Below are 25,974 nucleotides of genomic sequence, written 5' to 3'. Positions count from 1 at the left end.
ATCGTTATGGATCGTCGTTCGTTTATCAAGAAGGCTGGCATTGGTGCTGGCGGTATTGCCGCTGCAACCACGCTTGCCGCTCCGGCAATTGCGCAGTCCCGCACCGACATGGTGATCGTTTCCACCTGGCCGCGCGACATGCCGGGCCTTGGTGTTTCCGCGCAGCGCCTGGCGGCCCGTATCGCCGAACTGACCGAAGGCCGCATCAACGTTCAGTATTTCGCCGCCGGTGAGCGCGTCGGTGCATTCGATGCCTTCGACGAAGTGGCTTCGGGCAACGCACAGGCCTATATCGGCGCCGACTATTACTGGAAGGGCAAGCACCCGGCCTGGTCCTACTTCACGGCTGTTCCCTTCGGCCTGACCTATGCCGAAATCGACGCCTGGATCAAGGTTGGCGGCGGCCAGGAACTGTGGGACGAACTGGCTGACCAGTTTGGCCTGAAGAACTTCAACGCCGGCAACACCGGTGTGCAGATGGGTGGCTGGTTCAACAAGGAAATTGAAACCGCCGACGACCTCAAGGGCCTGAAGATGCGCATTCCGGGCCTTGGCGGCGACGTCATGGCCAAGCTGGGTGCCTCGCCGGTGTCCCTGCCGGGCGGCCAGATCTATGAAAACCTCGTCTCCGGCGCTGTCGATGCCACCGAGTGGGTCGGCCCGTGGAACGACTATTTCATGAAGTTCTACGAAGCCGCCAAGTACTACTACTATCCGGGCATGCATGAGCCGGGCTCCATGCTGGCGCTGGGCTGCAACAAGTCCTGGTTCTCCAAGCTGTCGAAGATCGACCAGATGATCGTCGAAGCGGCCTGCAACGAGGAAAACGCTTTCTCGATGGCAGAAGCCAACGGCTTCAACGGCGCCTATCTCGACAAGCTCATCAATGAGCATGGTGTCGTGCTGCGCCAGTTCTCGGACGAAGTCTATGACGCCTTTGGCGATGCATCGGCTGAAGTGTTCGAGGAAACCATCCAGCACGGCGACCTGACCAAGCGCGTTCACGAGAGCTTCGTGAAGGCCCGTTCGGAAGTGGGCCGCTGGATGCTTCTGGCTGACACCGGCTACACGGTGCAGCGCAACCGCGTGCTCGGCATCAAGGTCTGACCGCCACTGGCGTCCACCTGACCGGGGGGCGGGGCTAGCCCCGCCCCCTTCCTGGTTCAAACCTTTTTTGACGAGGCGTTTGACGATGACGGCCTTGAACCCGGTTCAAGGCGCCGCTGCTGAGACTGCGCGTGCGCTGGAATCCCGGACCGGTGGTGTTCTTGCCATCCGGCTGTTCGGTTGGATCAATCTGGCAGTCATGACTGCCTTCCTGATCAACAACTACCTCACCTACTGGCAGGGTTTTCCTGGACCTGGAACCGGATCGGCCGGCGCGCAGATGCAGACCGGCCTCTATGCCGTGCTGGCGCTTCTGGCCGCAGCTTATGTGCTTTATCCTGGCTCACCTGGACTGCGCGCCGACAGCGAGCGGATCAACAGGCTGAACGCCTTCCTGATCCGCTGGGCTTTCTGGGCGGTGGTCATCGTCGGGGTCGCCGACGCAACGATTTCTTTCCTGCGTGTCGAAGGCGTGCTGGAAGCGGTGTTCGGCCGGCAGCTGGCGAGCGATCTCGGGCGGGCGCAATTCCGCGGTGGCTATGTGCACATGCCGCTCATCGCACTGTCGGTCCTGCTCGCGGCGGTCACGCGGACCCTCGGCTTCTACTGGCTGGCTCTTCTGGTGGTGGTATCCCAGCTTCTGATCGTGCTGGGCCGCTTCGTCTTTTCCTACGAACAGGCGTTCCTGTCTGACCTCGTGCGCTTCTGGTATGCGGCGCTGTTCCTGTTTGCCTCCGCCTACACGCTCCTTGAAGAGGGGCATGTGCGTGTGGATGTGCTCTATGCCAGCTTCGGCGAGACGGCGAAGGGCTTTGCCAATGCCTTCGGTGCCATCGCCTTCGGCATGGTGTTCTGCTGGACCATTCTCTACTTCGGTCTGGGGTCAAGGCAGTCGATCATCAACAGCCCCATGCTCTCCTATGAGACGACACAGGCAGGTTTCGGCCTTTATGTGAAGTATCTGATGGCGGGCTTCCTTGGCGTTTTCGCCGTGAGCATGATGATCCAGTTTGTCAGCTACCTGTTTGCCGCCGTGGCAGACATGCGCGGCGAACCAGGTGGCCGCGAGCTCACCGGCTCCATCAAGCACTGACCCAGCAGGATTTGCACCTATGGAACTGTTTTTCCTTATTCTGCTGATCGTCCTGATGGCGGCGGCGCTTGGCTCGGGCTTTCCCGTCGCCTTTGCCCTGCCGGGATCGGCAATCATCTCCATCGGCCTGGCTGCCGGCGCTGGCTATCTGTTCGCCGGCCACACCGACGCCTATTTCTCCCATGGCGGCCCCACCCAGTGGCTGAGCGCCGGGGTGACCAACTTCCGTGGCATTTACTGGGAGGCGGAGCGCGACACGCTCATCGCCATTCCGCTGTTCATCTTCATGGGCATCATGCTGCAGCGGTCCAAGATCGCCGAGGATCTGCTCATCACCATGGCACGGCTTTTCGGGCCGGTTCCGGGCGGTCTGGGCATTTCGGTCATCCTGGTGGGGGCGCTGCTCGCCGCCACCACCGGCATTGTCGGCGCCACCGTTGTGGCCATGGGCCTCATCTCGCTGCCCGCGATGATGCGCAACAACTATTCGGTGCCGCTGGCCACCGGCACGATCGCTGCTTCCGGCACGCTGGGCCAGATCATTCCGCCCTCCATCGTGCTGATCATTCTGGCCGACCAGCTGTCCTCCAGCGTCGATCAGGCCGGCAACCTGCGCCAGGCTCTCTTCCGCGATGCCAATGGCCCCGGCCAGATGCCGTCCGATCTAGCCATTGCCTCCACCAGCGCGGGCGAGCTGTTCCTCGGCGCCATCCTGCCCGGCATGCTGCTGGTTGGTCTTTATGTGCTGTTCATGCTCGGCTTTGCCCTCATCAACCCCAAGGCTGCACCGGCTGTGCGCGGTCAGGGCAAGATGGACCGGCAGTTCCTGTTCCAGGTGTTCATCACGCTGGTGCCGCCGCTCGCCCTGATCGTGCTGGTGCTCGGCTCGATCATGGCCGGCATCGCCACGGTCAACCAGGCCGGCGCTGTCGGTGCCATCGGTGCCATGATCATGGCCGGCTACCGGCTGCAGGACGGCAAGGGCAAGGGCGTCTATACGCCCGCAATCATTGCCATTCTGGCTCTTCTGGGCATTGCCGTTGCCGTCAGCTTCTATGACACCAACATCAAGCGCGTTCTTTCGAATGGCGATATGACAGGCATCGTCCTCGGTGCCATCGCCGTTTCGATGCTGGTCTTTGCCGTGATCTGGAGCGGCTGGCGCACGATGGTGACGGACAACACCTTGCGCGAAGTGATGATCGAGACGGCCAAGGGCTCGTGCCTCGTGTTCATCATCCTGATTGGCGCGGCCATGCTGACATCGGCTTTCCGCGCCTTTGGCGGTGAGGATCTGGTCAAGGACTTCCTGCAAGGCCTGCCCGGCGGTTTCTGGGCCCAGTTCCTCATGGTCATGCTGGTGATCTTCATCCTTGGCTTCTTCCTCGATTTCATCGAGATTGCCGTGGTGGTGGTGCCGATTGTTGCGCCGATCCTGCTGGCTGATCCGTCCGCCAACGTGACGGCAGTTTGGCTGGGCGTGATGTTCGGCCTCAACCTGCAGACCTCCTTCCTCACCCCGCCCTTCGGCTTCGCGCTCTTCTATCTGCGCGGCGTGGCTCCGGCGGTGGTGAAGACGCTGCAGATTTACAAGGGCGTGATCGCCTTCATCGGCATCCAGCTGGTCGCGCTGGCGATTGTTGGCTTCAATCCGCAGATCGTGAACTATCTGCCGAACCGGTCCTCGCTGCTGTCCGAGACCGCGCCGCCGCCGAAGAACCCGCGTCTGCAATATTGCATCGAGACCTACACCAGCCAGCAGTTCCGCCAGAACGGCGCCGCGATCACCGCTGCCATCAGCCAGCTCAAGGGAACGGATGTCAGCTATCTGCCGTCCGATCTGCAGCAGGAGCTGAAGTCCGGGCTGCAGAACGCTGAAAAGGCCATTCCGCAGATGGCGGAGATCGATGCTGCCGTTGCCGCCGTCACGCAGGCCGCAGTGACCTACCGTCCGTTGCAGGTTCAGGTGCGGGCGATCGAGCGGGATGCGCGCAAGATCGAGCGTGAAATCAAGGAACTGGAGGTGATCATTTCGCGCTCCGGTCCGACCGGCATCTATTCCGCGGAGCGGGGAGAGGACGCAAAGGCGGAAATGGCGGAGCTGCAGGCCGCGCATGATGCGCTGCTGGCGAAGATCCCGGCCAGCTGGGAAGACGTCCATACCGGCTTTGCCAAGGTGCAGGATGCGGAGAACAAGGCACGCCTCGCCTACCGCCGCCTCGCGGACAATGCCTCCGAGCCTGTGATGAAGGTGACAGCCGCGCTTCAGGCCGCACCTGCCCTGCAGGAGATGGAGGAGAAGTTCTCGGCCCTGCAGGATGCGGTCATCTCCAAGCCTCTGCCCAAGGTGCTGGAGCAGATCGACCTGCTGCGCAGTGAGGTCTCCGCCCTTGAAGGCACGGCCGAGATCCGCAAGGGGATCAACGAGGCCCGCAAGATCATGCGCTCCAATGCACCCGATCCGCAGGCCGCTGTGGCCGAGCTGGACAACTCCATCGCCGCGCTCAAGCAAGATCTCGCGTGGCGCCAGCGCGCCTTCGACGAGTTGCTGCCGAAGATCAGCGCCTATGATGCTGCCACCAGCGGCACCATCGGCCTGCGCCAACTGCCGCGCCTGCCGCGTGATGTGGCGGTGGCGCTGGCGCCGTGCCTGTCGAAACACCGGGATGTGTCGCTGAATTTCTGACAGCTGGCTATTGACGAAAGCAGGGCGGGGATGGCTGATGGTCTTCCCCGCCCTTTGCTTTTCCGAAAAGGTTCCGCGATGTTCCGCACCGCTCAGGTGATCACGTCTCTCAATTCGGCGATTGGCCGCGCCGTGTCCTGGCTGATGCTGGGCATTGTGCTGGTGCAGTTTGCGGTGGTCATCCTGCGGTATGTGTTCGGGGCAGGTTCGGTCTGGGTGCAGGAAAGCATCCTCTACATGCATGGCTTCCTGTTCCTGCTGTCTGCCGCCTACGCGCTGGCCATTGATGCCCATGTGCGGGTGGATGTGTTCTACCGGGACGCCAGCTCCGCCCGCAAAGCGCTGGTGGATCTGGCCGGGTCCGCCCTGTTCCTTATGCCCATGTGTGCCGTCATCCTCTGGCACGCCTGGCCCTTCGTCCAGATCTCCTGGATTATCCGGGAAGGCTCGCGCGAGACGTCGGGTATTCCGGCGCTTTATGTGCTGAAGACAGCGATCCTCGTCTATGCCGGGCTGCTGGCGCTGCAGGGCCTTGCCCTGATGCTGCGCGCTGCCGCCGCCCTGTCGGGCAACGCCCCGGCACTTGAAACATTCGCCCGGAAAGAGGGCTGAGACATTCCATGGACCTGATTTCCATCCTCGACATTCTCATGTTTGCCACGGCCGTCATCTGCCTGATGGCCGGTTTCCCGGTGGCCTTCACGCTGGCAGGTGTTGCTCTCGTCTTTGCGCTGCTGGGGCATTTCTCAGGTGCCTCCTTGTCGCTCGGCGCCATTCCGCTGCGCATCTTCGGCATCATGACGAACGAGACGCTGATTGCCGTGCCGCTCTTCATCTTCATGGGCGTCATGCTGGAGCGCTCCAAGGTGGCGGAAGACCTGCTGGAGGCCATGGGCCGGCTCTTCGGCAAGATGCCTGGCGGGCTGGGGCTGTCTGTTTCCATCGTCGGCGCGCTGCTGGCCGCCTCCACCGGCATCGTCGGGGCGACGGTGGTGACCATGGGGCTCCTGTCCCTGCCCACCATGCTGCGCAATGGCTACAGCCCGCGCCTTGCCACCGGTTCGATTGCAGCTGCCGGAACGCTGGGCCAGATCATTCCGCCGTCCATCGTGCTGGTGTTCCTCGCCGACCAGCTTTCCAGCGCCTATCAGACGGCGCAGCGCAATCTCGGCAACTGGTCGCCGGATCCGTTCTCGGTGGGGGATCTGTTTGCTGCCGCGCTCATTCCCGGCCTCTGCCTCGTCGGGCTCTATATTGCCTATCAGATGACGGTCGCCTTTCTGTCGCCCCACAAGGCGCCGCCCATGCGCGGAACAGATGGCGGCGCGCCGCAGAAGGTGAGCCTGAAGGAGCTGGTCAGCGTGCTGGTGCCGCCGCTGGCCCTGATCATCGCCGTGCTCGGCTCAATTCTGGCCGGTGTGGCAACGCCGACGGAAGCTGCTGCAGTCGGTGCCGTGGGTGCGCTGCTTCTGGCGGGCTTCCGGGCCGATGTGTCCCGGCCCCTGCCGGTTTATGCCGGAGCGGTCTGCCTGCTGGCGGCCCTTGCCCTGTCGCGGGTGGTGGATCTTCGCATCACCCGGCTGGAAATCGGGCCGCTGGAATGGGCTGGCATCAGCCTTGCGGCGCTTCTGTGCCTTGGCGGGGCCTGGGGTATTGCGGTCTGCCTTGCCCGTGTGATGCGCTCAGGTGTTCTGGCGCCGGTCATTCAGTCCTCGACGCAGATCACCGCCATGGTCTTTACAATCATGATCGGCGCGACGTTCTTCTCGCTGGTGTTCCGGGATCTGGGCGGCGACGAGCTGGTGCATTCGCTGCTGAAAGACCTGCCGGGCGGTGCACTCGGCGCCATGCTGGCGGTCATGCTCGTCATGTTCGTGATGGGCTTCTTCCTCGACTTCCTGGAAATCGTCTTCGTCGTGGTGCCGCTGGTCGCCCCTGTGCTGCTGCAGCTGCCCATGCCCGACGGCAGTTCCATGCATCCGGCCTGGCTGGGCGTGATGATGGCGGTCAACCTGCAGACCTCCTTCCTTACCCCGCCCTTCGGCTTCGCCCTGTTCTATCTGCGCGGTGTGGCCCCGGCCTCCGTGCGCAGCTCCGATATCTACCTCGGCATCATCCCCTTCGTGCTGATCCAGGTGCTGATGCTGGTGATCCTCTGGTTCGTGCCGCAACTTGCCACCTGGCTGCCGCAGGCGATCTACGGGTAGCAGCTGGAGTTTACGCCCAGTCCACCTGTGACGTCAGCATGTAGCCCGAGCCGTAGATGGTGCGGATGAGGGGCGTCGCGGATTCGGTCGCCAGTTTCTTGCGGATGCGGGAGATGCGCACGTCGATGGACCGGTCGAGGCTGTCGTCGCGGCCGCCGTGCTCCAGCAGGTAATCGCGTGAGAGCACGCGCTTGGGGGCCCGCAACAAGGCTTCCAGCAGGGTGGCTTCACCCGTGGAGAGGAACGTCTCCTCGCCCGAGGGCGAGACGAGCCGCAGGGCGCCGGGATGAAAGGTCCAGCCGGCAAAGCGGGCGGCATTGCCCTTGCCGGGGGGCGCGGCCTGACGCTCGGATGAGCGGCGCAGCACGGAGCGCAGCCGCGCCACGATCTCGCGCGGGTCGAAGGGCTTCACCACATAATCGTCAGCACCCATCTCCAGCCCCATTACCCGGTCGGAGGAATGGCTGCGGGCGGAAAGCACGATGACGGGCAGGGAGGTGCGTTTGCGGATCTCGTTGATGAGGCTCATGCCGTCCATGTCCGGCAGCCCAAGGTCGATGAGGCAGGCATCGGGCAGCTGCTGGTCCATCATGGCGAGCATCTTGCCCGCCTGCTGGAAGCAGACCGAGCGGAAGCCGTAGACCTCCAGCGTGCTGGCCAGAATGGCGCAGATCTCCGCTTCGTCGTCGCAGATGTAAACAAGTCCGGACATGGCTGTTGTGCTGCTTCCGGTGCCGGGCGTCTCAGGCGTCATGAGCGGTGATCTTCCTCAAGGTTCCAGACAGCGCTGCCATGTCAAAGGGCTTGGTCAGAAGTGGAAAAGCTGCGGCATCGGGCTTCTGGCCTGCCCCTTCCGCGGGCGCGCCATAGTCGGCATAGCCGCTCATCAGCGCAATGCCGATGTCCGGGCGCTCCTGCCGGATCTGGCGCGCGAGGGCGAGCCCGTTCATCTGCCCGGGCATCACCACATCGGAAAGCACGGCCCGGATTTCCGCCACATCCTGCGCCAGCTCAAGGGCATCTGCCGGGCTTTCCGCCGTCAGCACCGTATAGCCGAGGTCGCGGATCTGCAGGGCGACAGCTTCGGCCACGGCCGCTTCATCCTCCACCAGCAGGATCAGTTCGCCATTGCCCATGGCAAGGGTGGTCTGCACGCCCTCAGCTCCCGTTCCGGAAGGGCCGGTGCCGGCACTGAGGGGCAGCAGCAGCGACACGGTGGTGCCTGCGCCGGGGGCGGTGGAGATATCCGCATGCCCGCCCGCCTGCCGGGCAAGGCCATAGACCATCGACAGGCCAAGGCCGGAACCGGTGCCGAAGGGCTTTGTCGTGAAGAAAGGCTCGAAGGCCCGCTGCCGTGTGGCTTCATCCATGCCCTGGCCGGTGTCGCGCACGCTGATGCGGGCATAGGGGCCTGCCGCCAGACCCGCGCCGGGCAGATCGCGCTCCGCCAGTTGCTCCTGCGACAGGCTGACGGTGATGCTGCCGCCTTCCGGCATGGCATCGCGGGCATTGAAGACAAGGTTGACGATGGCCGTTTCCAGCTGCGCCGGGTCCACACGCGCCACCAGCCGTTCATCGGAAAGATCAAAGGACAGGCTGATGGCGCCGGGGAGGGAGCCATGCAGCAGCGTCGCGGTGTTGGCCAGAAGCGGCGCCAGTTCCACGGTCTGCAGGTCTGAGGACTGGCCCCGGCTGAAGGCCAGCATGCGCTGGGTCAGGTCCGCCCCGCGCTGTGCCGCCTGCAGCATGGGGGCAAGGTGGGCCTCCACATCGGCGGGCGTCACCTCACTGCCCTTGCGCTTCAGGCTGAGGAGATTGCCCATCAGGATGGCAAGCAGATTGTTGAAGTCATGCGCCAGCCCGCCGGTCAGCTTGCCGACCGCATCCATGCGCTGCGACTGGGCGAGCGCCGCCTCGTTGCGCTTCTGCTCTGTGGCATCGAGCGACAGCACGAAAACGCCGAGCGTGCGCCGGTCCACGGTCATGTCCGGAATGAGGGTGGAGCGCATGTAGGCCAGATCGCCGTTCGGCTTGCGGCGGCTGTATTCATAGGACACCGCATGGCCGCTGAACGCATGCTCGATCTGCGGCTGCAGTTCGGTGAAGAGTTCCGCCCCCAGCACTTCGCGGGCGGGCCTCCCCGCAATGGAGGCGATGGAATGGCCGAACCATTCTGCATAACGCCGGTTGGCAAAGCGGAAGACGGGACCGGCTCCAGAACCCGTGTCCGGGGCCATGTAGGCCACAAGAGCCGGGATGTTGTCGGTGACGAAGCGCAGCCAGTCCTCGCTCTGGCGCAGGGCGCGGGTGCGCTCGGCCACGGTCCGCTCCAGCTTCTCCTGCCGCCGCCGCTCCTCGGTGATGTCGGTGTAGATGGTGACGAACCCGCCCTGCGGCAGGGGCGTGCCGCGCACGGCAATCACCTGGCCGTTGGGGCGGATGCGCTCGAAATAATGCGGCACGAACTGGCGCGCCCGCTCCAGTCGCCGCTGGATCTTGCCCTCCACATCGCCGGGCCCGTATTCCCCGCGCTCCGTGTTGACCCGCAGGAACTCCGCCAGATGCGCGCCGCGCCGGGCCAGCTCCTGGGGGAAGTCCAGCATCTCCCAAAGACCCCTGTTCCAGGCCACCAGCTGCAGGTTTGCATCGAAGACCGAGAAGCCCTGATTCACATGATCAAGGGCAGCCTGCAGCATGTCGATATATTCGGTGGTGCCGGAGCTGATCGTCATGGCTTGAGTTTAGGCAGAAGGCCGGAGGGAACACCAGTCAGCCATCGGATGAATGGAGGATGGCCCTGAAACAATTCGTCACAGTCTGAACATACTGGCGCAATGCACCGGGTCTACCGTCAAATGCAACCCATGGTGAGACATCCGCAGGCTCCTCCAAAGAAAGAGCTTGCGGCCCTTCGGGAGGAAGGCGTTTCATGAGGGCCAAAACGCGACTCCGGTAAACGGGGCGCCTGGGAGGGTGGACGACGCGATGGCAAGATTGACCAGCGCTGCGAGGGAAGGTGCAGACACCTTTCCGAAGATTCTCTTGTGCAATGCGAAAGAACTTGGAAGCCGTACTGCAGTGCGGGAGAAGGACCTTGGTATCTGGCAAAGCTGGACCTGGGCTGAAGTTCTTGACGAGACGCGCAGCTTTTCGATCGGGCTTGGCAGTATCGGCTTGAAGGCAGGCGACAAGGTCGCAATTGTCGGTGCCAACAGGCCCCGGCTTTACTGGTCGATGGTGGCAGCGCAGGCGCTCGGCGCCATCCCGGTTCCGGTCTATGCAGACTCCGTCGCAGAAGAAATGGCCTATGTTCTGGGTCATGCCGAAGTTCGCTTTGCGGTTGTGGAGGATCAGGAGCAGGTCGACAAGCTTCTCTCCATGGCGGAGACCGTGCCGAGCCTGAGTGCCGTGATCTATGATGATCCGCGTGGCCTGCGGGACTATGACCACGGCCGCCTGTTCAGCTTCACCGGCGTGCAGGATCTTGGCCGCCAGCACATGGCAGCAGATCCGAAGGCGCTCAGCGCCTGGGAAGAGGGGCTGGCACAGGGCAAGGGCAGCGACATTGCCGTGATGCTCTACACCTCCGGCACCACCGGCCGCCCCAAAGGCGTGATGCTGTCCTTCGACAATCTGGTCATTTCGGCGCGCAACGCCAATGCCTTCGACAAGCTGGACGAGAGCGAGGACATCCTCGCCTATCTGCCGCTGGCCTGGATCGGCGACCACGTGTTCTCGCTGGCACAGGCCTATACGGCCGGTTACTGCGTCAACTGCCCGGAAAGCCTCGACACGGTGGATCTGGACCGGCTGGAGATCGCGCCGACCTATTTCTTCGCTCCCCCGCGCGTTTTTGAAAGCATGCTCACCCGCATCATGGTGCGCATGGAAGATGCAGGCCGGATGAAGAAGGCCATGTTCGACTATTTCATGGGCGTGGCCCGCCGGTCGGGCGAAAAGATCCTCAACGGCCAGCCGGTGCCGCTCAGCGACCGGCTGCTCTACGGCCTTGGCGAGCTTCTGGTCTATGGCCCGCTGAAGAATCGCATTGGCCTGACCCGGCTGAAGGTCGGCTACACGGCGGGTGAAGCCATCGGCCCGGAGATCTTCAGCTTCTACCGCTCGCTCGGCCTCAATCTGAAGCAGCTCTACGGCCAGACGGAAGCCAGCGTCTACATCACCCTGCAGCCGGATGGCGAGATCTTTGCCGATACGGTCGGCAAGCCCGCGCCGCAGGTGGAGTTGAAGATCGCGGAAAATGGCGAAGTGCTCTACCGCTCGCCGGGCACCTTCGTTGCCTATTACAAGAACGACGAGGCCACCCGCACCACCAAGACGGAAGATGGCTGGGTCTTTACCGGTGACGCCGGCTTCATTGCCCCCAACGGCCACCTGAAGATCATCGACCGCGCCAAGGATGTGGGCAAGCTCAACACCGGTGCGCTGTTCGCGCCGAAATACATCGAGAACAAGCTGAAGTTCTTCCCCAACATCAAGGAGGCGGTGGCCTTCGGCAATGAGCGGGATTTCGTGGGCGTATTTCTCAACATCGACCTGACGGCGGTGGGCAGCTGGGCTGAGCGCAACAACGTCAATTACGCCAGCTATCAGGAACTTGCCGCCCATCCGGACGTCTACCGGATGATCCAGCAGCATGTGGACCAGGTGAACCGGGATCTGGCGGCAGAGCCGATGATGGCGGGTGCGCAGATCCACCGCTTCCTCATCCTGCACAAGGAGCTGGATGCGGACGACGGCGAGCTGACGCGCACGCAGAAAGTCCGCCGCTCCTTCATCGCCGAGCGCTACGCGCCGCTGATCGAGGGGCTTTATGACGGCTCCACCTCGCGCCATGTGCGCACCGAAGTGACCTTCGAGGACGGCCGCACGGGCGTCATCGAGGCCACGGTCGAGATCAGGGACATGACGCCGCACGCCCCGGTGCAGGCCATGCGGGAGGCTGCAGAATGAATGCCGTGACAGCAACCAGCCTGCACCCGGCGGAACCGGCAGCGGAAACAGCACCAGCAGCGGAAGTGCTGCTGAAGGTGGACAATGTCTCGCTGTCCTTCGGCGGTGTGAAGGCGATCACCAACATTTCCTTCGACATCCGCAAGGGCGAGATCCGCGCCATCATCGGCCCCAACGGGGCGGGCAAGACGTCGATGCTCAATGTCATCAATGGCTTCTACCATCCGCAGCAGGGCACCATCACCTGGAAGGGCACGGCCCGGAGCAAGATGCGGCCCTATGATGCGGCGGCGCAGGGCATCGCCCGCACTTTCCAGAATGTGGCGCTGTTCAAGGGCATGAGCACGCTGGACAACATCATGTCCGGCCGCTCGCTGAAGATGCACCGCAACTTCTTCTGGCAGCTCCTGCATTACGGCCCGGCGCGGGATGAGGAAATCGAGCACCGCCGCAAGGTCGAGGACATCATCGACTTTCTGGAGATCCAGGCCATCCGCAAGACGCCGGTGGGCAAGTTGCCCTATGGCCTGCAGAAGCGGGTGGAACTGGGCCGGGCACTGGCCATGGAGCCGGAGCTTCTGCTGCTCGACGAGCCGATGGCCGGCATGAACCTTGAGGAGAAGGAGGACATGAGCCGCTTCATCCTCGATGTGAACCAGCAGTTCGGCACCACCATCGCCCTCATCGAGCATGACATGGGCGTGGTCATGGACCTGTCCGACCGGGTGGTCGTGCTCGACTACGGCAAGAAGATCGCCGATGGCCCCCCTGCCGAGGTGCAGGCCAGTCAGGAAGTCATCGACGCCTATCTCGGCGTGGCGCATTAAGGGGGGACGGCGATGCTCTATGATATTTTCATCCTGCCGTTTGCGCAGATGGCCGATCAGCCGGATTTCCTGCTGCAGGTGCTGTGGGAAGGCTTCGTGGCAGGCATTCTCTATGCCCTGATTGCGCTTGGCTTCGTGCTGATCTTCAAGGCATCCGGCGTCTTCAACTTCGCGCAAGGCATCATGGTGGTGTTCGCGGGTCTGACGCTGGTCGGGCTCTATGAGCACGGGGTTCCTGCGTTTCTGGCGCTGCTTCTGACCATCGGTGTGATGGGCATTCTGGCCTACACAATCGAGCGGGTGGTGATGCGGCCGCTGGTGAACCAGCCGGAAATCATCCTGCTGATGGCGACCATCGGCATGACCTATTTCCTCATCGGCTTTGGCGAGTTCATCTTCGGCGGCGAGCCGAAGCGGATGATCACGGAAGAGCTGTGGCTGCCGACCGGTTCGACGGCGCTGGAGCTTGGGGAGGACGGCCTCGTCATCCTGCAGCATATCGACATCGCGGCGGCGGTGATCGCCATGCTGATGGTGGCAAGCCTCGGCATCTTCTTCAACAAGACCCGTATCGGCCGGGCGCTGCGGGCTGTGGCAGATGACCATCAGGCGGCGCTTTCCGTTGGCATCTCGCTGAACCAGATCTGGGCCATCGTCTGGTTTGCCGCCGGTATCGTGGCGCTGGTGACGGGCATCATGTGGGGCGCGCGTTCGGATGTGTCCTTCGCGCTGGAGATCGTCGCCTTCAAGGCGCTTCCCGTGCTCATCCTTGGCGGCTTCACCTCGATCCCCGGCGCCATCATCGGCGGACTGATCATCGGCTTCGGCGAGAAGCTTGGCGAGATCTATTGGGGTCCGCTGGTGGGCGGGGGCATCGAGTCCTGGCTCGCCTACATCATCGCCCTGATCTTCCTTCTGTTCCGTCCGCAAGGTCTCTTCGGCGAACGCATCATCGAGCGCGTGTGAGGTCCCATGTTTTACCGTGAGGCAGGCCAGTTCAAGACGAGCTACGAGGCGGATCAGGCGCTGTTCCCGATCCGGCAGGACCGGATCGGCATTGCGATCCTCATTTTCGGTGCCTTTGTTGCTGTTCCTTACCTGGCTAATGATTTCTTCCTGAGCTCGATCATGATCCCGTTCCTGGTGTTCTCGCTGGCGGCGATCGGGCTCAACGTGCTGACGGGCTTTGCCGGTCAGCTGTCTCTCGGCTCCGGCGCCTTCATGGGTGTCGGCGCCTATGCAGCCTACAAGCTCACCTCCATCTTTCCGGATGTGAACGTGATCCTGCTGGTGCTGGTATCGGGCGTGTTCTCGGCCGGCATCGGCGCGATCTTCGGTCTGCCGAGCCTGCGCATCAAGGGGCTCTATCTGGCGGTGACGACGCTGGCGGCGCAGTTCTTTCTGGAGTGGTGCTTCATCCGCATCGGCTGGCTCTACAATTACAACGCCTCCGGCGCCATCGAGATCCCGCACCGGACCATGTTCGGCATCACCATCGCCGGGGCCGAATCCACACCGCTGACCCGCTATTTCATCGTGCTGTGCATCACGCTTGCCATTGCGGTGCTGGTGTCGAACCTCATCCGTGGCCGCATCGGCCGATCCTGGATGATGATCCGCGACATGGATATTGCGGCGGAACTGATCGGCATCCGTCCGCTCCGGGCGAAGCTGCTGGCTTTCGCCGTGTCGTCCTACATCTGCGGCGTGGCAGGTGCGATGATGGTGTTCTTCTGGCTGAATGCGGCCGAGCCCTCATCCTATTCCATCGCCCTGTCCTTCCAGATCCTGTTCATGGTCATTCTGGGCGGGCTTGGCAGCATCAGCGGCTCGTTCCTGGGCGCGGCCTTCATCTGGATCCTGCCGGTCGTGCTGCGCGCCATTCCGGCGATGACCGGTATCGAGGTGGGGGCCGAGACGATCCAGCATCTGGCCCACATGATCGTGGGTGCGCTGATCATCTTCTTCCTGATCGTGGAACCGCATGGTCTCGCCCGGCTGTGGCAGATCGGCAAGCAGAAGCTTCGGGTCTGGCCGTTCCCGTACTGACGGCCGCCTGCAATCGAAACCGGCCGGATCCGGAATCCGCAATAATGACAAGGGTAAGCGGACCAGAAAACCAGCCGTTCTTTGGGAGGAAAGCAAAATGAACTTCAAGGCAATCGCATTGGGAACCGCACTCGCGCTGGGGGGCGCTGCGCCCTTCACCGTCCAGACCGCAGCAGCGGAAGGCAACTATATCCCGCTTCTGACCTACCGCACCGGCGCCTTTGCAGGCTCGGGCATCCACATCGCCAACGGCATGTATGACTATCTGCAGATGCTGAATGAGCGCGATGGCGGCATCGGCGGCGTCAAGATCATCCTGGAGGAATGCGAGACCGGGTATGACCCGCAGAAGGGCATGGAGTGCTACGAGGCGACCAAGGGCAAGGGTGCCCTGATGTACAATCCGTATTCCACCGGCACCACGCTGCAGATCATTCCGAAAGCCGGTGTCGACAAGATCCCCGTTCTGTCCATGGGCTATGGCCTGTCGGCAGCAGCCGTCGGCAACACCTTCCCATGGGTCTTCAACGTGCCGGACACCTATTGGGACGGCCTGTCCGTGATCATCAAGTACATTGGTGAGCAGGAAGGCGGCATGGACAAGCTGAAGGGCAAGAAGATCGGCTACATCTTCCTTGACGCCGGTTTCGGCCGCGAGCCGATCCCGCTGCTGGAGCAACTGTCCAAGGACTATGGCTTCGAGGTGACCCAGTATCCGGTTCCCGCCAAGGAAATGCAGAACCAGTCCTCGCAGTGGCTCAACATCCGCCGCGACCGTCCGGACTATGTGATCATGTGGGGCTGGGGCGCGATGAACCCGACCGCCATCAAGGAGGCCGTCAAGACGCGCTTCCCGATGGACAAGATGATCGGTGTCTGGTGGTCGGCCGGCGATGACGATGCCGCTGCCGGCGGGGCCGGTGCCAAGGGCTACAAGGCGCTGAACATCTCCGGTCTCGGCACGGACTATCCGGCGCTGGCCGACATCAGGAAGCTGGTCGTCGATGCCCGCAAGTCGCAGACCACGGAGGCCAATTTCGGCAACGTTCTCTACAACCGCGGTGTCCTCAATTCCGTGCTGATGGCTGAAGCCATCCGCACGGCGCAGGAAAAGACCGGCAAGACCGTTCTGACCGGCGAAGACGTGCGCATCGGCCTTGAGTCCCTGAACATCACGGCAGAGCGTCTCGAGGAAATCGGCCTTGCCGGTTTTGCTCATCCGATGAAGGTCACCTGCGAGGATCACGCCGGTTCGCACCCGGTCTACATCCAGGAGTGGGACGGCACCAAGTGGGTGAAGGCGACCGACTGGATCGAGCCGATGAAGGATGTCGTGCGCCCGCTGCTTGAGGCAGCTGCCAAGGAGTACACGGAAAAGAACGCTCCCTGGCCGGCCCGTACGGAGCCCTGCCCGAACTGACAAGAGTTCAAGGATGCTTTCTGCCGCGGGCATGAACCGCCCGCGGCAGGGAAATGCCGGAAAGAGGATCAGACCCGTGCTTCAAGCTTCCAGCCCGGCTGCGGCCAGCAGCCCCATCCTGTCGGTGAACAACATCGAAGTGATCTATGATCACGTCATCCTGGTGCTGAAGGGCGTGTCCCTGACTGTGCCGGAAGGCGGCATCGTTGCCCTTCTGGGGGCCAATGGCGCGGGCAAGACCACGACGCTGAAAGCCATCTCCAACCTGCTGCGGGCCGAGCGCGGGGATGTGACCAAGGGCAGCATCACCTTCAAGGGCGATCAGGTGCAGGATCTGTCCCCCAATGATCTTGTGCGGCGCGGCTGCATTCAGGTCATGGAAGGCCGTCATTGCTTCGGCCATCTGACCATCGAGGAAAATCTGCTTACCGGTGCCTATACGCGGCGTGACGGGGCAGGGGCGATCAAGGCCGATCTGGAGATGGTCTACAATTACTTCCCCCGCCTGCGGGAGCGGCGGCGCAGCCAGGCGGGCTACACGTCCGGCGGCGAGCAGCAGATGTGCGCCATCGGCCGGGCCCTGATGAGCCGGCCGCGCATGATCCTGCTGGACGAGCCTTCCATGGGACTGGCGCCGCAGCTGGTGGAAGAAATCTTCGAGATCGTGAAGCAGCTCAACGAGGAGCAGGGCGTGTCCTTCCTCCTGGCCGAGCAGAACACCAACATCGCGCTGCGCTATGCCACCTACGGCTACATCGTGGAATCGGGCCGCATCGTGCTCGATGGCGAGGCCAAGGCGCTGCGCGAGAATGAAGACGTCAAGGAATTCTACCTTGGTGTCGGCGGTGAGGGCCGCAAGTCCTTCCGCGATGTGAAGCATTACAAGCGCCGCAAGCGGTGGCTGGCGTAACCAGCGCAAGTTATTTCAAGGCGAAGCAAGCGAGGACAGGCTATGAGGGCGGAACATCGTGAAGCGCGCGAACGGCGGTCGCCGGATCAGCGCGAGGCGGAGCTTTTTGCCCGGCTTCCGGAAATCTTGCGCCATGCGCGGGAGGAGGCGCCCGGCTGGGCCCGCCATCTGAAAGACGTGGATCCGGCCGCCGTCACCTCACGGCAGGCACTTGCTTCCGTGCCTGTGCTGCGCAAGTCGGACCTGCTGCAGCACCAGAAGGCGGAACCGCCCTTCGGCGGGTTTCTGGCCGGTTCCCTCAAGGGTGTGCAGCGGGTGTTCATGTCTCCGGGACCGATCTGGGAGCCGCAGCCGGAAGGGCAGGACCCGTGGAATGTGGCCCGGGCACTGGCGGCAGCGGGGTTCCAGGCGGGTGATGTGGTGATCAACACCTTCTCCTATCACCTGACGCCGGGCGGCTTTCTGCTCGATCACGGCGCGCGGGCGCTGGGCTGCACCGTCTTTCCCGGCGGCGTCGGCAACACGGAAATGCTGCTGGAGGCCATCGAAACGCTGAAGCCCTCCGGTTATGTCGGCACGCCGGACTTCCTGAAGGTGCTGCTCGACAAGGGCAAGGAACTGGGGCGGGACATGTCCAGCCTCAAGCGCGGCCTTGTCTCCGGCGGGGCGCTGTTTCCCTCGCTGCGGGCCGATTATGCCGCGCGGGGTATCGCCGTTCTTCAGTGCTATGCCACGGCGGAACTGGGCGTCATTGCCTATGAGAGCGAGGCCGGCAGCGGCATGATCGTCAACGAGGACTATATCGTCGAGATCGTGCGTCCCGGCACAGGCACGCCTGTTGCAGATGGCGAGGTGGGGGAACTGGTGGTCACCACCTTCAACCGCACCTATCCGATGATCCGCTTCGGCACGGGTGATCTGTCGGCAGTGCTGCCGGGCCAGTCCCCTTGCGGACGCACCGGGCAGCGCATTGCCGGCTGGATGGGCCGGGCCGATCAGCGCACCAAGATCAAGGGCATGTTCGTTGATCCGGTGCAGATCGCCGATGTGCTCGCCCGTCACCCCGAAATCCGCAAGGCGCGGCTCGTTGTCACACGCGCCAGCGAGCAGGATGTGATGACCCTGCAGGTGGAAACCGCCACCGCAGACACGGCCTCTGCCATCGCCGCAACCCTTCGGGAGGTGACCAAGCTGAAGGGCGCCGTCGAATGCCTGGCCGAAGGCAGCCTGCCGAATGACGGCAAGGTCATTTCCGATGAGCGCGACTACGGAGGCCAGGCGGCCTGATTGGCCTCTCCCGCTTCTTTTGGGCGGCACTGATCCGGGATCTGAGTTCTGACGTACTGGACAAGGCTGGCTGGTGTCTTATGTTCCGGCCAAATGTGCGCGTGTGCACGCCTGCCCGTTTCCGGAGTTGTCATGACCGTCCAGTTTTCCCCTGAAGCCCTGGCTGAAGCCGGCCAATCCATGCGCAGCATCAAGCTGCCGGACGCCCACCCGCCGGTGAAGGCGGGCAAGATCGGTGTGCTTCTGGTGAACCTCGGCACCCCGGATGCCACAAGCTACTGGCCGATGCGCCGCTATCTGCGCGAGTTCCTGTCCGACAAGCGCGTCATCGAATGGCCGAAGGCGCTCTGGTACCCGATCCTCTATGGCATCGTCCTGATCACCCGGCCGAAGAAGTCCGGCAAGGCCTATGACGAGATCTGGAACAAGGAGCTGGACGAGTCGCCGCTGCGTACCATCACCCGCAGCCAGTCGGACAAGCTGACGCAGATGATGGGCGATCATGGCGGACGGCTGAAGATCGACTGGGCCATGCGCTATGGCCAGCCCTCCATCCGCTCGCGCCTTGAAGCGCTGAAGGCCGATGGCTGTGACCGCATTCTGGTGTTCCCGCTCTATCCGCAATATTCGGCCTCGACCACGGCGACGGTGAATGACGAAGTGTGCCGTGCCCTGCTGGAGATGCGCTGGCAGCCGGCCATCCGCACCGTGCCGCCCTATCACGATGACCCGGCCTATATCGAGGCCCTGAGCCAATCGGTGGAGCGGCATCTTGCCGGGCTCGATTTCGAGCCGGACGTGATCCTGACCTCCTATCACGGCATTCCGCAGTCCTACTTCAAGAAGGGCGATCCCTATCACTGCCACTGCATGAAGACGACGCGGCTGATGCGCGAGCGGCTGGGCATGAGCAAGGAGAAGCTGCGCGTCACCTTCCAGTCCCGTTTCGGCCCGGAAGAGTGGCTGCAGCCCTACACGGACAAGACCGTGGAGGCGCTGGCGAAGGACGGCGTGAAGAACATCGCCGTGATGAACCCCGGTTTCGTCGCCGACTGCCTTGAAACGCTGGAGGAAATTGCCGGAGAAGCCGGGGAGATCTTCCACGAGAATGGCGGCGGCGAGTTCACCCACATCCCCTGCCTCAATGACAGCGATCTGGGCATGGCCGTGCTGGAACAGGTGGTGCAGCGCGAACTGTCCGGCTGGCTCTGAAGCCTCCGGTCCTCAACGGGAATGCTCCTGATCCGGGTGGCGGTGCCGCCCGGCTCTTTCTGGGTGGCATCGCAGGCTGATCCGTCGCATACTCCGCCCGTTTTGAAGGCAGATAAGACGGGAGCCTCGCATGCCCTTGGCCGATTACGGTTTCAACATTGTTCTAGTTGCACTCTTTTTCTTCGTCATCCTGCTGATTTTTGCGGGCGTGAAGACTGTTCCGCAGGGCTATAACCTGACGGTCGAACGCTTCGGCCGCTACCGGCGCACCCTCTCGCCGGGCCTCAACCTGATTGTTCCGGTCATCGACAAGATCGGCCGCCGCCTCAACATGATGGAGCAGGTGCTCGACGTCCCCTCCCAGGAGGTCATCACCCGCGACAACGCCACGGTGACGGCGGATGGCATCACCTTCTATCAAATTCTGGACGCCGCCCGCGCCGCCTATGAAGTGGCTGGACTGGAGAACGCCATTCTCAACCTCACCATGACCAACATCCGCTCGGTGATGGGCTCGATGGACCTGGATGAGCTTCTGTCCAACCGTGACGAGATCAACACCCGCCTGCTGCGCGTGGTGGATGCCGCCGCCGAGTCCTGGGGCGTGAAGATCACCCGTATCGAAATAAAGGACATCAATCCGCCGCGCGATCTGGTGGATTCCATGGCCCGTCAGATGAAGGCCGAGCGTGACAAGCGCGCCTCGATTCTGGAAGCCGAAGGCAAGCGGCAGGCTGAAATCCTCAAGGCCGAGGGCGAGAAGCAGGCGCTGATCCTGCAGGCTGAAGGCCGCCGCGAATCGGCTTTCCGTGATGCCGAGGCGCGCGAGCGCGAGGCTCAGGCCGAAGCGACGGCAACACGCCTCGTCAGCGAGGCGATTTCGGCCGGCGACATGCAGGCGATCAACTACTTCGTGGCGACCAAGTACGTGGAAGCCTTCAAGGAGCTGGCGACCTCGCGCAATCAGAAGACCCTGATCCTGCCGATGGAATCCACCTCGCTCCTGGGCGCCCTGACCGGCATCGGCGAGATTGCCCGCGAGGCTTTCGGCAACAGGGATGGCGAGGGCCGGTCCAGCTCAGGTTCCGGTCTGCCGTCCGTGCCGCTTCCGGGGCAGAGTGAGGGTGCATGAGCACATTTGAGCAGATCTTCCAGGGATTTGGCGCCTGGGGCTGGTGGTTCGCCGGCATCCTGCTCTTCGGGGTGGAGGTGCTCGTTCCGGGCACCTTCTTCCTCTGGTTCGGCGTCGCGGCCATTCTGGTTGGTGTGGTCAACCTGATCGAACCGCTCACCTGGCAGACGAACATCATCCTCTTCGCGGTGCTGTCCGTCATCAGCGTGATTGCCGGGCGGTGGTTCATGCGGCGGCGGGAAAACGCCTTTGGCGATCCCGGCCTCAACCGGCGGGGCAGCCGCTATGCCGGACACATCTTTGTTCTGAAGGACCCGATTGTCTCAGGGACAGGCTGGCTTTCCGTTGACGACACGGTCTGGCAGATCACCGGCCCGGATCTGCCCGCGGGCACCCGCGTGATTGTGGAAGGCGTGGAAGGTGTGCGCTTGCGGGTCAGGCAGGCTGCTGACGCCTGATCCCGGTGCCTTCAGCGCGGACCCGGTTTTACAGGTTTCCCGGCGGGATCGGTGGGGCCTCGCGCATCAGCAAGACGCTGATGCGCCGGTTCGCCGCCAGGAAGGGGTCGTTCGGGAACAGAGGCTCCGTATCGGCCTTGCCCACCACCGAAAAGATCTGGTCTGACGGCACCCCATATTCGTTGAGGATCTGCCGGGCGATATTCGCCCGGTCGGTAGACAGCTCCCAGGTGGTGTAATTGGGGTCTGTGGCGGCGCTGCCGGTTGTCGTGTGGCCGGTGACCTCGATCCGGTTCGGCATATCCGCCAGAACCGGGGCAATTTTTGCCAGGATACGGCGGGTGGTCTCATAGGGATATTTCGAGCCTTCCCGGAACATCGACCGCCCATCCTGATCCACGATCATGATGTTGAGGCCTTCCTCGGTTTCCTCGAAAATGATGTGCTGGGAGATTTCGGTGATCTCCGGCATTTCCTGCAGGGCCTGGCGCAGGGTCGCAGCTGCTGTTGCGAACTGGCGGGAGCGCTCGATCTCGGCCTCCACCGTGTCGTGGGTGTTGGCTTCGGGTCCCTGCTTGGTGTTCTTCTCGTGACGCTCGCTGGCGAAGTCCGAATCCAGTTCCTGTGGAACCTGCGAGACCTGCTTCATGTAGTCGCGGATCGGAATGCCTTCCATTTCGATCACGCCAAGGCGCCGCGAGTTCTCCTTGACACCAAAGGCATCCTTCATCGAGCCGGCGACGATCTGGAGCTTCTGCTTGTCCTGAACCGAGAAGGAAATGATCAGCACGAAGAAGCAGACGAGCAGGGACATCAGGTCGGCGAATGTCACCAGCCATTCCGGGGCGCCGCCGCCTGCAGGCTTCTTGCGTGCCATGACCTGTGCTCCCTTTCCGCCCTTGCCTTATGCCGCGTCGACGAGGCCGGCACGGGCGCTTTCCGGCAGATAGGCGATCAGCATCTCGCGGATCAGCGCCGGGCTTTTGGATTCTCGGATCTGCAGGATGCCGTCGATGATGAGGGTCTGGTTGACCTCTTCCACGTCGAACTTGGCGTCGAGCTTGTCCACCATCGGCAGACAGAAGCAGTTGGAAATCAGCGCGCCATACAGTGTGGTCAGAAGGGCGATGGCCATGGACGGGCCGATGGCCGAAGGATCGTCCATGTTGGCCAGCATCTGCACCAGACCGACGAGCGTGCCGATCATGCCAAAGGCCGGGGCACTGTCGCCCAGGGCCTTGAACACGCGCTTGCCTTCCGCAAGGCGCGACAGCGTGAGATCCCGCTCGCGCATCATGGATTCGCGGATGAAGTCGATCTCGTAGCCGTCGGCGATATACTGCACGCCCTTTGCCAGGGTCGGATCCGAAACAGCGGCATTTTCCAGCCCGAGCGGGCCAGACTTGCGCACGATTTCCGCCAGGCCGCTGATTTCTTCGATCAGGTCGCGCGGCTTGATGTTCTTGGCACCGAAGCCGACCTTGGCGCCAAGGGCGAGGGCGCTGCCGATGCCCCCAAGCGAAAAGCGGATCAGGGTCGCGGCAAGGCCGCCGCCGACCACGATGAGAATGGAAGGAAGATCGACGAATTGACCGAAGCTGCCGCCCAGCAGGATGGCGACCATGACGATGGCAAAGGCGCCGATAATTCCTATGATTGAAGCCAGATCCATTCCAGGCACCGTTCCAAGAGGCCAAAGAGGCCGAACACTCTGGAGCCGGAGCTTAGAGAAACTAGGCTAATCAATCCCTAATCGCGCTGTGAATTGAGGTTTTTGCGTTAAGCAACCTTTGCGTCAGGCCGCTCCGATGCGCAGCAGGTCGTGCATGTGGATGATGCCGGCAGGCTTGCCGTCTTCCACCACGAAGATCGAGGTGATCGCCGCCGTGTTGAGGAACTCCAGCACGGCACCTGACAGCATGTCGCCCGGCACGGATTTCGGCCGCCGGGTCATGATTTCATCGACGGTCTTGTCGAGGAAATTGCTGCTCATGTGCCGACGCAGGTCACCGTCGGTGACGATGCCGGTGAGATTGCCGGCCTGATCCGTGACACCGGCGACGCCAAAGCCCTTCTGTGTCATCAGCACGATGGCATCACGCATCCGCGTGCCTTCCACCGTGAGCGGCATGGCATCGCCCTTGTGCATGATGTCGCGGGCAAGCCTGAGGCTCGCTCCCAGCTTGCCGCCCGGATGGAAGACGCGGAAATCCTGTGCCGTAAAGCCGCGCGCCTCCAGAAGAGCCACTGTCAGCGCATCGCCGATGGCCAGTTGCAGCAGCGTCGAGGACGTCGGCGCAAGGCCATGCGGGCAAGCTTCCGTCACCTGCGGCAGGGCGAGGACGATGTCGGCTGCCTTGCCGAGCGCGCTGGTGGCCGATGAGGTGATGGCGATCAGCGGCACCTTGAAGCGGCGGGTATAGGCGATGATGCTGGCCAGTTCCGGCGTTTCGCCGGACCAGGACAGGGCAACCACCGCATCATTCTGCGTGATCATGCCAAGGTCGCCGTGACTGGCCTCGCTGGCATGGACGAAGAACGCGGGCGTGCCGGTGGAGGCCATGGAGGCGGCAATCTTGGTGCCGATGTGGCCGCTCTTGCCGATGCCGGAAATGATGACGCGGCCAGCGATGCCATGCAGCAGCGCCACCGCACGGGTGAAGGGCTGAGCCAGGCTGTCCTGCAGCGCATCGCGCAGGGAGGTCAGAGCTGCCAGCTCCGTGCCGAGCGTCCGGTCCGCTGAAGCTAGAGTTTCGCGGTCCTCACTTGAAAGTGATGAGGGGGCGGTATCGGTAAGGCTGGCGCTGTGCATGGCTTTGTCCTGTTGCGCTGCGGACCTCAGCCCTTGTGCGGACTGAGGCTTGTGCGGACTGAGGCCTGTCTATGCCAGCGGCGGCGGCGGCGCAAGCATCCGGGTGGATGATGCCTGCCCGGACGGGTCAGCGGTAACCCTCTGGCAATGCCAATTTACGGCACGGAAACCCGTGGTTAACCATGTATCCCGCATTTTGAGACGAATTGTACCCATGGGTCCCGGTCCGGCTTTTGATGATGCGCCAGTTCCTCTCCTGCCTGCTCGTGAGCGCCTTGAGCGCGCTGCCTGCGGCTGCGCAGGTGGCCGGCAGTCCGTCCACGGGCGCAACGGGACTGCGCACCAGCACCTTTGATGGCAGCGGGCAGGCCATGGACAGCACCGGCGGACAGGCTCTGCCACCGGCCGGCGGCGCGGCGCCTTCGGCCACAGGCTCCCTGCCGCCGGTCAATCCCACGCAGGCGCAGGTCTATTCCCTGATTGGCGGCACGGAAGAGGCTGGCTCTGCCGGGCTTGTCGGCACCGGCCGCCAGAGCCAGACGCGGCCCTTCTCCGACCGGGTCAACGCCGTGCGCCGGGTCAGCGCCAATGGCGGGCAGGGCGGCGCCCTGGGCAATGATGTGTTTGACGGTGAAACCACCTATGATGCGCCATTGGGGCTGCGGGTGGGCACCTTTACGGTTGTGCCGCAACTGACGGTCTCCGGCGGCTGGTCGGACAATGCGGCCGGCTCTTCCAGTGGGCGTGCCAACGCGCTCTATTCCGTTGCACCCGACCTGCAGATCCGCTCGGACTGGTCCCGGCATCAGCTGGATGTATCGCTGCGCGGCTCCTATGCGGCCTATCCCGGCAGCAGCGTGCGGAGCGAGCCTTCCATCGACACCAGAGCGGCGCTGCGGCTTGATGCCGGGGACAGCACGCAGATCAACAGCTCACTCGGCCATTCCTATTCGCGTGAAGACACATCCACGGCGGAGAACCCGAATGGGGAAGGCGATGTCAATGTGGTGAATGCCTCGCTGGGCGTGACCCGGGAGGCGGGCATTCTGGCGGCCACCCTGCGCGGTGATGTGGCCCGGACGATGTATTCCGAGGGGCAGAGCGGGACAGACCGCAGCGGACGCGACAACACGCTCTATTCTGCGACACTGCGGCTGGATGCCCGCACAGGCGCAATGCTGCAGCCCTTTGTCGAAGTGACCGCTCTGCGCCGCGCCTTCGATGAGGATTGCGCTGCCCCTTGCATCCGCCGCGATGCCAAGGGCTATGCCCTGCGCAGCGGCGTGACCATTGGCGCCGGGCCAAAGCTTGCGGGCGAAGTGGCGGCCGGATGGCGGGTGGAGCGGCTGGACAGCCGCCAGCTTCAGGATCTGGCGGGCCTGACCGTCGACGGTTCGCTCGTCTGGTCGCCGACGCGGCTCACCACCGTCACGGCCGGCCTGACCACAACGCTCAGCCCGTCGGATCTGGCCGGATCTTCCGGCTCGATCCTCTACAGCGCGGACCTGCGCGTGTCCCATGCCCTGTCCGAGAGGCTGGTGGCGCAGGCGGGCGCGGGCTATGCGCGGCGCCACTATCAGGGCGTGGGCATCGAAGAGGCAACCACCAGCGCGCTGGCGGGAGCAACCTATGCCCTGACACGCAACGTTGCCTTGACGGGGACATATACCTATCGGACCTTTGACAGCTCAATCGCCGGTGCGGATTACGATGAAAACCGCATCCAGGCGGGTGTCCGGATACGCCGGTGAGCCGATGAGGCCAGAAGATCAGCTTGCCAACATGGGGTGCGGGGGCATTCCG

General features: G+C 63.2%; 21 protein-coding genes. 16 read left to right on the top strand and 5 right to left on the bottom strand.

Annotated features, from left to right (window positions below; translation table 11 throughout):
* Positions 1–6: 6 nt before the first annotated feature.
* From AC0CMF_RS18915 to AC0CMF_RS18895, 5 genes are all read left to right on the top strand, one after another.
* The gene (locus tag AC0CMF_RS18915) at positions 7–1,107 is read left to right on the top strand and encodes a TRAP transporter substrate-binding protein (RefSeq protein ID WP_050472393.1); all 1,101 of its coding nucleotides are present in this window, start codon (positions 7–9) and stop codon (positions 1,105–1,107) included.
* A gap of 85 nt (positions 1,108–1,192) precedes the next feature.
* A complete protein-coding gene (locus tag AC0CMF_RS18910) occupies positions 1,193–2,200 on the top strand; it encodes a TRAP transporter small permease subunit (RefSeq protein ID WP_374629505.1) in 1,008 nt (335 codons plus the stop codon).
* A 19-nt stretch (positions 2,201–2,219) separates the two neighbouring features.
* Entirely contained in the window at positions 2,220–4,886 is a 2,667-nt protein-coding gene (locus tag AC0CMF_RS18905) for a TRAP transporter large permease (protein ID WP_472482420.1), read from the top strand.
* Positions 4,887–4,964: 78 nt separating this feature from the next.
* The gene (locus AC0CMF_RS18900; protein WP_374629503.1) at positions 4,965–5,498 is read left to right on the top strand and encodes a TRAP transporter small permease subunit; all 534 of its coding nucleotides are present in this window, start codon (positions 4,965–4,967) and stop codon (positions 5,496–5,498) included.
* Between the two features lie 8 nt (positions 5,499–5,506).
* On the top strand, positions 5,507–7,093 hold the full coding sequence (locus AC0CMF_RS18895) for a TRAP transporter large permease (RefSeq protein ID WP_374629501.1): 1,587 nt from the start codon (positions 5,507–5,509) through the stop codon (positions 7,091–7,093).
* Positions 7,094–7,103: 10 nt separating this feature from the next.
* On the opposite strand, the gene AC0CMF_RS18890 is transcribed toward AC0CMF_RS18895, so the two are convergent.
* Complete coding sequence (locus tag AC0CMF_RS18890; RefSeq protein ID WP_208975691.1) at positions 7,104–7,805, bottom strand: response regulator transcription factor; 702 nt, start codon at positions 7,803–7,805, stop codon at positions 7,104–7,106.
* Positions 7,806–7,836: 31 nt separating this feature from the next.
* Entirely contained in the window at positions 7,837–9,825 is a 1,989-nt protein-coding gene (locus AC0CMF_RS18885; RefSeq protein ID WP_374629500.1) for a PAS-domain containing protein, read from the bottom strand.
* Between the two features lie 253 nt (positions 9,826–10,078).
* On the opposite strand from AC0CMF_RS18885, the gene AC0CMF_RS18880 reads away from it, so the two are divergent.
* The 10 genes from AC0CMF_RS18880 (at position 10,079) to AC0CMF_RS18835 (ending at position 21,359) form a co-directional block, all read left to right on the top strand.
* The gene (locus AC0CMF_RS18880) at positions 10,079–12,064 is read left to right on the top strand and encodes an AMP-binding protein (protein WP_122522075.1); all 1,986 of its coding nucleotides are present in this window, start codon (positions 10,079–10,081) and stop codon (positions 12,062–12,064) included.
* Positions 12,061–12,891: an ABC transporter ATP-binding protein gene (locus tag AC0CMF_RS18875; protein WP_122522073.1), complete on the top strand. Its 831-nt coding sequence runs from the start codon at positions 12,061–12,063 to the stop codon at positions 12,889–12,891. The genes AC0CMF_RS18880 and AC0CMF_RS18875 overlap by 4 nt, the downstream gene beginning before the upstream one ends.
* Positions 12,892–12,903: 12 nt before the next feature.
* Complete coding sequence (locus tag AC0CMF_RS18870) at positions 12,904–13,857, top strand: branched-chain amino acid ABC transporter permease (protein ID WP_050472402.1); 954 nt, start codon at positions 12,904–12,906, stop codon at positions 13,855–13,857.
* 6 nt (positions 13,858–13,863) lie between these two features.
* A complete protein-coding gene (locus AC0CMF_RS18865; RefSeq protein WP_058898741.1) occupies positions 13,864–14,940 on the top strand; it encodes a branched-chain amino acid ABC transporter permease in 1,077 nt (358 codons plus the stop codon).
* 97 nt (positions 14,941–15,037) lie between these two features.
* Entirely contained in the window at positions 15,038–16,360 is a 1,323-nt protein-coding gene (locus tag AC0CMF_RS18860; protein WP_374629498.1) for an ABC transporter substrate-binding protein, read from the top strand.
* Between the two features lie 31 nt (positions 16,361–16,391).
* Positions 16,392–17,270: an ABC transporter ATP-binding protein gene (locus AC0CMF_RS18855; RefSeq protein WP_050472549.1), complete on the top strand. Its 879-nt coding sequence runs from the start codon at positions 16,392–16,394 to the stop codon at positions 17,268–17,270.
* Positions 17,271–17,312: 42 nt separating this feature from the next.
* Positions 17,313–18,557 carry a phenylacetate--CoA ligase family protein gene (locus AC0CMF_RS18850; protein ID WP_472482419.1) on the top strand — a complete coding sequence of 415 codons (1,245 nt, stop codon included), beginning with the start codon at positions 17,313–17,315 and terminating at the stop codon, positions 18,555–18,557.
* 132 nt (positions 18,558–18,689) lie between these two features.
* Positions 18,690–19,769: a ferrochelatase gene (hemH, locus tag AC0CMF_RS18845; protein WP_122522069.1), complete on the top strand. Its 1,080-nt coding sequence runs from the start codon at positions 18,690–18,692 to the stop codon at positions 19,767–19,769.
* 130 nt (positions 19,770–19,899) lie between these two features.
* A complete protein-coding gene (locus AC0CMF_RS18840; RefSeq protein WP_374629497.1) occupies positions 19,900–20,901 on the top strand; it encodes an SPFH domain-containing protein in 1,002 nt (333 codons plus the stop codon).
* Positions 20,898–21,359 carry an NfeD family protein gene (locus tag AC0CMF_RS18835; protein ID WP_374629495.1) on the top strand — a complete coding sequence of 154 codons (462 nt, stop codon included), beginning with the start codon at positions 20,898–20,900 and terminating at the stop codon, positions 21,357–21,359. Before AC0CMF_RS18840 ends, AC0CMF_RS18835 begins: the two co-directional genes overlap by 4 nt.
* Before the next feature lie 28 nt (positions 21,360–21,387).
* Here AC0CMF_RS18835 and AC0CMF_RS18830 read toward each other — a convergent pair whose 3' ends face one another.
* From AC0CMF_RS18830 to AC0CMF_RS18820, 3 genes are all read right to left on the bottom strand, one after another.
* Positions 21,388–22,236 (bottom strand): OmpA/MotB family protein, encoded by an 849-nt coding sequence (locus AC0CMF_RS18830; RefSeq protein WP_019964856.1) that lies wholly within the window; start codon positions 22,234–22,236, stop codon positions 21,388–21,390.
* A gap of 27 nt (positions 22,237–22,263) precedes the next feature.
* Positions 22,264–23,031: a motility protein A gene (locus tag AC0CMF_RS18825; protein ID WP_050472409.1), complete on the bottom strand. Its 768-nt coding sequence runs from the start codon at positions 23,029–23,031 to the stop codon at positions 22,264–22,266.
* A 123-nt stretch (positions 23,032–23,154) separates the two neighbouring features.
* A complete protein-coding gene (locus tag AC0CMF_RS18820) occupies positions 23,155–24,171 on the bottom strand; it encodes a KpsF/GutQ family sugar-phosphate isomerase (RefSeq protein WP_050472410.1) in 1,017 nt (338 codons plus the stop codon).
* Between the two features lie 236 nt (positions 24,172–24,407).
* Here AC0CMF_RS18820 and AC0CMF_RS18815 point away from each other — a divergent pair, with 236 nt between their 5' ends.
* Positions 24,408–25,922, top strand: a complete 1,515-nt coding sequence (locus AC0CMF_RS18815; protein ID WP_374629493.1) for an outer membrane beta-barrel protein — start codon at positions 24,408–24,410, stop codon at positions 25,920–25,922.
* Positions 25,923–25,974: the final 52 nt, after the last annotated feature.

Source organism: Pannonibacter sp. CBAS1226, assembly GCF_055685825.1.
Note: the sequence above shows the minus strand (reverse complement) of the source record. Positions and strands in the feature narration are given on the sequence as shown.

Coding starts and splice junctions, on each gene's coding strand:
- AC0CMF_RS18915 (WP_050472393.1), top strand. CDS start 7: ATGGATCGTCGTTCGTTTATCAAGAAGGCTGGCATTGGTGCTGGCGGT.
- AC0CMF_RS18870 (WP_050472402.1), top strand. CDS start 12,904: ATGCTCTATGATATTTTCATCCTGCCGTTTGCGCAGATGGCCGATCAG.
- hemH (WP_122522069.1), top strand. CDS start 18,690: ATGACCGTCCAGTTTTCCCCTGAAGCCCTGGCTGAAGCCGGCCAATCC.
- AC0CMF_RS18890 (WP_208975691.1), bottom strand. CDS start 7,805: ATGTCCGGACTTGTTTACATCTGCGACGACGAAGCGGAGATCTGCGCC.
- AC0CMF_RS18860 (WP_374629498.1), top strand. CDS start 15,038: ATGAACTTCAAGGCAATCGCATTGGGAACCGCACTCGCGCTGGGGGGC.
- AC0CMF_RS18840 (WP_374629497.1), top strand. CDS start 19,900: ATGCCCTTGGCCGATTACGGTTTCAACATTGTTCTAGTTGCACTCTTT.
- AC0CMF_RS18850 (WP_472482419.1), top strand. CDS start 17,313: ATGAGGGCGGAACATCGTGAAGCGCGCGAACGGCGGTCGCCGGATCAG.
- AC0CMF_RS18865 (WP_058898741.1), top strand. CDS start 13,864: ATGTTTTACCGTGAGGCAGGCCAGTTCAAGACGAGCTACGAGGCGGAT.
- AC0CMF_RS18880 (WP_122522075.1), top strand. CDS start 10,079: ATGGCAAGATTGACCAGCGCTGCGAGGGAAGGTGCAGACACCTTTCCG.
- AC0CMF_RS18885 (WP_374629500.1), bottom strand. CDS start 9,825: ATGACGATCAGCTCCGGCACCACCGAATATATCGACATGCTGCAGGCT.
- AC0CMF_RS18900 (WP_374629503.1), top strand. CDS start 4,965: ATGTTCCGCACCGCTCAGGTGATCACGTCTCTCAATTCGGCGATTGGC.
- AC0CMF_RS18835 (WP_374629495.1), top strand. CDS start 20,898: ATGAGCACATTTGAGCAGATCTTCCAGGGATTTGGCGCCTGGGGCTGG.
- AC0CMF_RS18910 (WP_374629505.1), top strand. CDS start 1,193: ATGACGGCCTTGAACCCGGTTCAAGGCGCCGCTGCTGAGACTGCGCGT.
- AC0CMF_RS18875 (WP_122522073.1), top strand. CDS start 12,061: ATGAATGCCGTGACAGCAACCAGCCTGCACCCGGCGGAACCGGCAGCG.
- AC0CMF_RS18855 (WP_050472549.1), top strand. CDS start 16,392: ATGAACCGCCCGCGGCAGGGAAATGCCGGAAAGAGGATCAGACCCGTG.
- AC0CMF_RS18825 (WP_050472409.1), bottom strand. CDS start 23,031: ATGGATCTGGCTTCAATCATAGGAATTATCGGCGCCTTTGCCATCGTC.
- AC0CMF_RS18820 (WP_050472410.1), bottom strand. CDS start 24,171: ATGCACAGCGCCAGCCTTACCGATACCGCCCCCTCATCACTTTCAAGT.
- AC0CMF_RS18815 (WP_374629493.1), top strand. CDS start 24,408: ATGATGCGCCAGTTCCTCTCCTGCCTGCTCGTGAGCGCCTTGAGCGCG.
- AC0CMF_RS18895 (WP_374629501.1), top strand. CDS start 5,507: ATGGACCTGATTTCCATCCTCGACATTCTCATGTTTGCCACGGCCGTC.
- AC0CMF_RS18830 (WP_019964856.1), bottom strand. CDS start 22,236: ATGGCACGCAAGAAGCCTGCAGGCGGCGGCGCCCCGGAATGGCTGGTG.
- AC0CMF_RS18905 (WP_472482420.1), top strand. CDS start 2,220: ATGGAACTGTTTTTCCTTATTCTGCTGATCGTCCTGATGGCGGCGGCG.